The following is a 6,904-nucleotide window of genomic DNA, read 5'->3' as shown; positions in this document are numbered from 1 at the left end:
GAGGCAACAGGTCAGCACGGGTTGCAGTTCTGATGAGTCAATGCGCCGGCCAAGATGTTTGTCGGTAAACCGGACATCCTGCTTGACGCTATCCACTCCATGCCCCGCTGCCGAGACGGTTCTACTTCTGTATAAGGGGATGGGTAAAGCGTCCCCGCCCGGACAAGATATGCATCACTTCGGTTTCCTTTAACTTGCGTCGATACGACCCTGCAGTGCATTCGAAGCTGTCACCGAAGCACCGCGCTTGGCCAAGGCCAGCTCCGCCGACAACCCGGTGAAGCCCGCTCCGACCACGACGACGTCGGCACGTCCCGAAACCAGTCCTTGTGCACTGCTAATGAAGTCAAGTGCGGTATCTGCAAAGGCAAGGTCAAGCTCAACTTTTTTATTGGTAGGGTAATTTTAGAGTCATTTCTGGATAAGCAAGCTTACTCAATAAGTTTGTATATCTCAGCAAGGTCACATAAATCCCAGTTCCCGCCAGTCAATACCACGCAGACTTTCTCATCTGGTTTAACTTTTACGGCACCGGCCAACAAAGATCCAATGCCAATTGAGGCTGCGGGCTCAGCAATCAATTTCGCATCCTTGGCAAGCATACGCATACCCGCAATGATATGTTCGTCTTCAACGAGAACAATCTCGTCTACATACTTTTCAATAATGGGATATGGGTTTTGACCTGGAACACTTATTCTTAATCCATCCGCAATGGTATTTTTTAAAGGAAGTGATGTACGTTTCTTATTTTTTCTGCTGTGAAAATACTTTGGTGTTAAGGCAGGCTCTGCGCCTACAACACGTACCGATGGTTTCGTTTCTTTGATGGCGGTCGCGATTCCTGAAATAAGGCCTCCGCCGCCCATGGGAATAATTACCGTGTCCACATCTTCCAAGTCCTCCAATATTTCACAACCTATTGTTCCCTGACCAGCCATTACCAGCGGGTCCTCAAAAGCGTGAACAACTGCATAGTTCTGTTCTTCAGCAATTTCATAGACCCTTTTCCATCTCGCGGCAGTATCACCATCAAAAAGAATGACCTCTGCGCCGAGGGCTTTTGTGTTGGCAATTTTAATTTTTGGAGTGGTAACCGGAAGTACCAATATCGCTTTTACGCCAAGCGTTTTGGCTGCATAAGCAAGCCCTTGGGCGTGATTGCCTGAAGAAGTGGCAATGATGCCGTTAGCTATATCATCTTTTGGTAGTGAGAGTGACTTGTTTAGAGCGCCTCGAATTTTAAAGGCCCCAGTAATTTGCAGCATCTCTGGTTTTAGATATATCTGACAACCAACGGTTTCCTCAATTTTCTCTGCACGCAATAACGGTGTATGTCTGATGTGGGGCTTCAGCCGTTCCTGGGCTTCTCGAATGTCCTGAATAGTAGGGTAGTTGCGCATAGTGCTTATCACCTTTCCACGTCAAAAACGTTCCTTCGAACATAACGGGACAGACGGCGTTAGTCGATAGTTGATTTGATTGTTTGGGGTAAACCCTTGATTTGCTCACAATGCAACTGCACACAATGGCCAAGAGTAAGATCCATATTCGTTTTACAAAATGGGATTCGTTTAAGGCGGTTATTTTGAAGTGACTTTATGTGAATAATATCTATTGAGTAAATTCTTATTCAAAGAAACTCAAAGAAAGTTCCAACCTTACGTTCTATTGCGTTCTGATAGATTCTTGCCGAGGTAGTATTGTCCTGTATAGCCATTCCTGTGGAGTCGAAAATTGTGATTTCATTATCATTTTCTCTTCCTGGTTTTTTGCCCAACAATATCTCGCCAATTTCTCCGTGAATATCGTATTTGGTGATGATGTTTTTATTCAGCGGATGCCATGTTTCGCCTTTTTCGATGCACTGCTCAATTGAGTCATTTACTATTTTGGCATTTCTGAATATCTCTGGATCCAGTTCTTGTTTACCTAGTTGGTCTGTGCCAATTGCAACAATGTGTGTGCCGGGTTTTACCCAATCGGCTTCCACTAACGACCCTTTCCCGCGGGTCGTAGTAATTAAGATATCAGCCTGCGCAACAGCTTCTTTTTTGGAATTTGCCATCACTACAGGAATACCAAACTCGCTTTCGATATCAGTTTTATATTTAGAAAGCGTATCCGGATTGCTGTCCCATGCATGGATTTCTTCAATCTTCATAATCTCATTGATTGCCCGGATTTGCATCCTTGCCTGATTTCCTGTGCCGATAGACGTAATTGTTTTCGCTTTTTTTCTTGCCAGTGCTTTTACTGAAATAGATCCAGACGCCCCAGTTCTGAGACCGGTGATCAAGCTGCCATCCATAACGCAAATCAACGCACAGCTCCTGGCATCAAATAGAAGAATGGTCCCCATGCCGCTAGGCACGCCGTGTGCTGTTAGGTTATTAATGAACCCTCCAGATGACGCTTTCATGGAGATTATTTCATTGGGTTTATAGTAACCAAGCTTAAAGTCAATTTCGCCCCGAGGTGAAGGGAGGTGTATCCCTATATAGCCAGGTTGAACCACCTGATTACTGTTAAAGGCCTTGTATGCATCTTCCACCGTTCCTATGACTTCCCTCATGCAGATTAATCTGCTTACTTCCTCTTTTTTAAGCAACAGTGTTTTCATTTGTATCATCTCCATATTTTTTCCGGGAAAATAAAGAACCGATCCAGCCTTTCCGCTTGCATCAGGTGACGAACCGGTGAATTCAGTGCAGCGTGTCCTTGAGTCGATACCATGCGCCCACGAAGGGCAAAAACCATGGTTTGCCGAAGTGACCGGGGATAGCAGGCCAGTCGAAGTCTTTCCACGGGTTGAGGTCGGCGCGTCCGTCCATGATCTCCGCCATCAGCGTGCCCATCAGCGTGGCCATGTGGGTGCCGTGGCCGCTATAGCCCATCGAATAGTAGACACCGTCTCGCTGGCCCGCGCGCGGCAGGCGGTTGGCCGTCATGTCGACCATGCCGCCCCAGCAATAGTCGATGCGCACGTTGGCCAGCTCGGGAAACACAGTGGCCATCTGCTGTCGCAAGATCAGTCCGCTCTTTTCGTCCGAACTGGGATTCGACGTCGCGAAGCGTGCACGACCGCCAAATAGCATGCGATTATCGGGAGTGACACGAAAGAAGTTGACGAAGTTTTTGGTGTCGGTGGCCATCCGGCGGGTTGGCAGCAGCCGGTCGAGCAGTTCCTGCGGCAAGGGCTCGGTGACGATGAGGAAAGCCCCAACCGGCACGATCCTGCGCCGGATCCAGCCGAACGGTCCGACCTGCGAGATGCCGCTTGCCAGAAGTACCTGCGGCGTGCGGATCTTTCCACGCGGCGTTCGGACCACGTTTCCGCGCCGAGTTTCCCTCTGTAACCCGAGAACTGGCGTACGCTCCAGAATGTGCGCTCCGCGCGCCTCCGCAGCCTTCGCGAGACCGCGAACATAGCGACCGACGTGCATCCCGGCACTCTTCTCGAAGATCAACCCGCCGTGATAGCGGTCCGAGCCGATCTCGTCACGAAGCTCTGCTTTCGTCACAAGGCGCGTTTCCGGGTCCACGCTCGCGGCGAGCAACGCCTGACTTCGCACAAGCTTGTCGTAGTGCTCGGGCTTTGCCGCGAGCTTGAGCTTTCCCCTGCGGACGAAATCGCAATCGATCGACTCTTCCCTGACCAGCCGCTCGACCGTATCGACGCCCGCATCGAACGCGAGATATAGCCGGTTGGCCAATTCCGCGCCGATGCGCTGCGAGAGTGAAGCGTAATCCTGCGCGAAGCCGTTGTTGCACATGCCGCCATTGCGTCCCGACGCCGCCTGCCCCACGGTTCCTGCTTCGCAGACCATGACGCGTGCGCCTTTTTTGGCTAGCGCCAATGCAGCCGCCGTGCCAGTGATACCCCCGCCAACCACGACCACGTCGCAACTTCCACCGGGCACGTCAGGTGAGCGGCTGACGAATGGCTCCGACGTATCCAGCCAGTAAGAACTGAGATGCATTACAAACTCCAAAGCTGGCTGACTGCTCTTCGCCCGGCAGGCTCAGCGCGATCCACGAACGAGACGCAAAAACCGTCGGATCCGCTGCTCGGCTCGGCCGCGTTGGCGGCACAAACCTCACGGGCCAACGATGGCGCGCAGACCTTGCGGGACCGCGCCCGGACGATTCGTCTGCCCGATCCCGAACCTGGACGGGATCCACCTTGCGCCGCCCATACCCGACAGCGTGTGCAGGAGCGGCAAAAACTGGTCTTAAAAGTCGGCAACCTTTCCCCAGACCGATTCATTGAGTCGCGCCGGACGGTAGGGTTCGGGATCGACGATCGGCTTCACACCTGTGACCAGATCCGCAACGAGATGGCCGCATCCCGGCCCGATCCCGAAACCGTGACCGCTCAAGCCTGCGGCCAGCACGAAGCCCGGCAGTTCCTTTGCTTCGCCGATGGCGGGAACGCCGTCCGGCGTCGTGTCAATATAGCCCGCCCATGATGCAGTCATCCGACTTTCTCGGATCACCGGACACAGATCGATCGCCCGCTTGCGAATTTCCCTGAGCGTGGCTTCATCGACACAGGGGTCCAGTACCCGCATCTTTTCCATCGGCGTCGGCTCGTCAAGTCGCCAGTGCCGCATCCCTTCGTGACCGGAACGGACGCCTTCCAGATTTCCTGGACTCAGGCTGCGCCAGCGACGTCCGAACATCGGCATGAAGTCGTTCGCGTATCGCAATTTTTGCAATGTCACGTCGAGCTTTCCCAGACCGCTGATCGCGAGCGTATATGCTTGGTCACCGCGTCGGGTGATGGTGATGGCCGATGTATGCAACGCGTCGGGCAACGTGCCTCGTGGCAGCGAAACCGACATCAACGATGAGCGAATGGTCGCCTGCGGCAGCCGGATGCCGAGTTGCCGGCAGAATGAGGAAGCCCATGCGCCGCCCGCCAGCACGGCGATCGTCGTCCGGATCGTGCCATGTTCGGTCACGACACCGCTGACCCGGCCGCCCGCAGTCTCGATGCCGCGTGCCGCGCAGTTCTGGTGAATCGTCCCCCCTAGTTTCATGACGCCGCGAGCCACGGCTGGCGCGGCGTTGGCCGGGTCGGCAATGCCGTCTGTCGGTGCGAACACCCCGCCCTTCCAGTTGCGTCCTGTCGCGCTTGCCCTCTCGGTGGCCTGTTTGCTGCGCAACACCTCAGTCCTGACACCCGCCGTGCGCGCAAATTCGCACCAGCGCGTCCAGGTGGCGAGTTCGCTGTCATCATTGCTCAGATACAGCAGGCCACTGCGACGAAAGCCCGTGGTCTCGCCGGATTCGGCTTCAAACCGCTCCCACAGCCGCAGGCTCACGGTCGCGATGGGCAATTCGCGTGCATCGCGGTTCTGCTGCCGACACCAGCCCCAGTTCCGGCTGGATTGCTCGCCGCCGACCAGGCCTTTTTCGATGAGCGCGACTTTCACGCCCCGCTTCGCCAGAAACCATGCTGTGAATACACCGACGATCCCCGCGCCGATGACGACGACATCAGCGCTTCGCGGTAGCGTCGGTGTGGTATCAATATTGGTCAACGGTACGCGCATCTGCGGAAGCTCCTTCAGTTCTGTTTTGGTGCATCGTTATGTGGCTCGCGTTGCTGAAAAATCAATTAAGCCGCCGTTAAGGCAGGCTTAATGGTCAGATGATGCGACGCGGCAATTCGCCCGCGCGCATCGCGCACGGTGTGCGCGATCGGCGGCTTCAAGCGCGGCGAGCTGGGGAGCTCATTGAGTTGGGTCATTGGGGGCTCCGTTCGAGTCCATTCATGTGCGCAGGACAATGGCTGGCCTTTGCCTAAAGATTAAGGCAGGTCGCAAATAGGATGCTGCTGCATTGATGGGCCAAACGAAGGACGCTGCCGTAATGCGCACCTGTGGCAGCAGAATGTTTGGCAGCGCGCTTCAAGAGCCTGCCGCGGACTCAGCCCATGAGCCTGGGTCACGAGCGCAACCAGCGCCGGCGCCCCCCACGATGCGGCCAGTGGCGCCCCGCTCACCATGGTTGTGGGTGCGTCCATGCACATCAAGCCCATGCTATCTAGCCGCTCCCCCAGCCCGCTGGCTCAGTCGATGTCGATGCGGGTAAAGTTGCCTGCATTAAGGCCGGTCAGGTACGCGACCAGCGGCTGCGCCATCGACGCCGAGCGTTACCACGGCGTCGATACCATGGCCGCGACTGAAGCGGCGCAGCATGGCGAAGCCGCGCGGCTCGCCCCTCGAAGTCAGTACCACGCGGGCCTCGGTGCAGACCAGGAGGTCGTCGACCTCCGTGCGCGGCAGGCCCCGCGCCTGCACGTCCTGATGGGCGGGCAGACCGATTTCAATTTCGCGACGCCCCCAATCGCAGGCTGGAAAGGTCCGCGCGCTGGCGGTGACCTCGGCCAAGCGCATGCCATTGCTGTCAGCTGTGCCTACCATTGCTGGGTCAGGCTATGCCGGTTTCAAAGCAGAGGACTGGAAGGCACTGGTGGCACCGGCCCGCACGCCGCCGGAAGTGGTGGCGCGCCTGAATGTCGAGGTCAACAAGGCGCTGGCGCAGCCGGACATCGTCAGCAAGCTGCGTGAAGAAGGCAGCGAGCCGCGCGGCGGCTCGGCCAAGGGCCTTGGCACCTTTATCCAGACCGAGAACACCTGCTGGGGCGACATCGTGCGTCAGTCCGGGCGCACGTGTCGAATAAGCCATCCCATCGGAACCTGTCATCCAAAAGCCCCTGCGCAATATCCGCGTGCTCGCAGCGGGCTGAGTTATATGGACCGTCGCTCGCGTTCGTGAAGTGTAAAAGTGCTCCCTCCAGGCCTTGTCAAAAGAGTTTGTAAATCAAAAGGTTAGCGGTTTCCCTGTTAGCCTCCGTACCAAGATTACTTCTATTTTTCGAGTAGTAATCTTG

7 protein-coding genes are annotated in these 6,904 nt (G+C 55.6%); 1 reads left to right on the top strand and 6 read right to left on the bottom strand.

The annotated features are described in order from the left end of the window. Positions 1 to 431: 431 nt before the first annotated feature. From ACYP5B_RS18925 to ACYP5B_RS18900, 6 genes are all read right to left on the bottom strand, one after another. Positions 432 to 1,403 (bottom strand): threonine/serine dehydratase, encoded by a 972-nt coding sequence (locus ACYP5B_RS18925; RefSeq protein ID WP_459570726.1) that lies wholly within the window; start codon positions 1,401 to 1,403, stop codon positions 432 to 434. 230 nt (positions 1,404 to 1,633) lie between these two features. Beyond that, positions 1,634 to 2,623, bottom strand: coding sequence for an ornithine cyclodeaminase family protein (locus ACYP5B_RS18920; RefSeq protein ID WP_459570725.1), 990 nt, complete (start codon positions 2,621 to 2,623; stop codon positions 1,634 to 1,636). Positions 2,624 to 2,705: 82 nt separating this feature from the next. Continuing rightward, positions 2,706 to 3,983 (bottom strand): NAD(P)/FAD-dependent oxidoreductase, encoded by a 1,278-nt coding sequence (locus tag ACYP5B_RS18915; RefSeq protein ID WP_459570724.1) that lies wholly within the window; start codon positions 3,981 to 3,983, stop codon positions 2,706 to 2,708. A gap of 252 nt (positions 3,984 to 4,235) precedes the next feature. Then, positions 4,236 to 5,561 (bottom strand): NAD(P)/FAD-dependent oxidoreductase, encoded by a 1,326-nt coding sequence (locus tag ACYP5B_RS18910; RefSeq protein ID WP_459570723.1) that lies wholly within the window; start codon positions 5,559 to 5,561, stop codon positions 4,236 to 4,238. Positions 5,562 to 5,626: 65 nt separating this feature from the next. Next, positions 5,627 to 5,758 (bottom strand): hypothetical protein, encoded by a 132-nt coding sequence (locus tag ACYP5B_RS18905; protein ID WP_459570722.1) that lies wholly within the window; start codon positions 5,756 to 5,758, stop codon positions 5,627 to 5,629. A gap of 355 nt (positions 5,759 to 6,113) precedes the next feature. After that, on the bottom strand, positions 6,114 to 6,401 hold the full coding sequence (locus tag ACYP5B_RS18900; RefSeq protein ID WP_459570721.1) for a hypothetical protein: 288 nt from the start codon (positions 6,399 to 6,401) through the stop codon (positions 6,114 to 6,116). On the opposite strand from ACYP5B_RS18900, the gene ACYP5B_RS18895 reads away from it, so the two are divergent. Then, positions 6,388 to 6,789 (top strand): tripartite tricarboxylate transporter substrate-binding protein, encoded by a 402-nt coding sequence (locus tag ACYP5B_RS18895; protein ID WP_459570720.1) that lies wholly within the window; start codon positions 6,388 to 6,390, stop codon positions 6,787 to 6,789. The two genes, ACYP5B_RS18900 and ACYP5B_RS18895, sit on opposite strands and share 14 nt — an antisense overlap. The last annotated feature ends 115 nt before the right edge of the window (positions 6,790 to 6,904 follow it).

It is taken from the genome of Cupriavidus sp. 8B, assembly GCF_054589115.1.
The sequence above is the reverse complement of the archived record's forward strand: the minus strand, read 5'-3'. Positions and strand labels throughout refer to the sequence as shown.

Coding starts and splice junctions, on each gene's coding strand:
- ACYP5B_RS18925 (WP_459570726.1), bottom strand. CDS start 1,403: ATGCGCAACTACCCTACTATTCAGGACATTCGAGAAGCCCAGGAACGG.
- ACYP5B_RS18920 (WP_459570725.1), bottom strand. CDS start 2,623: ATGAAAACACTGTTGCTTAAAAAAGAGGAAGTAAGCAGATTAATCTGC.
- ACYP5B_RS18915 (WP_459570724.1), bottom strand. CDS start 3,983: ATGCATCTCAGTTCTTACTGGCTGGATACGTCGGAGCCATTCGTCAGC.
- ACYP5B_RS18910 (WP_459570723.1), bottom strand. CDS start 5,561: ATGCGCGTACCGTTGACCAATATTGATACCACACCGACGCTACCGCGA.
- ACYP5B_RS18905 (WP_459570722.1), bottom strand. CDS start 5,758: ATGACCCAACTCAATGAGCTCCCCAGCTCGCCGCGCTTGAAGCCGCCG.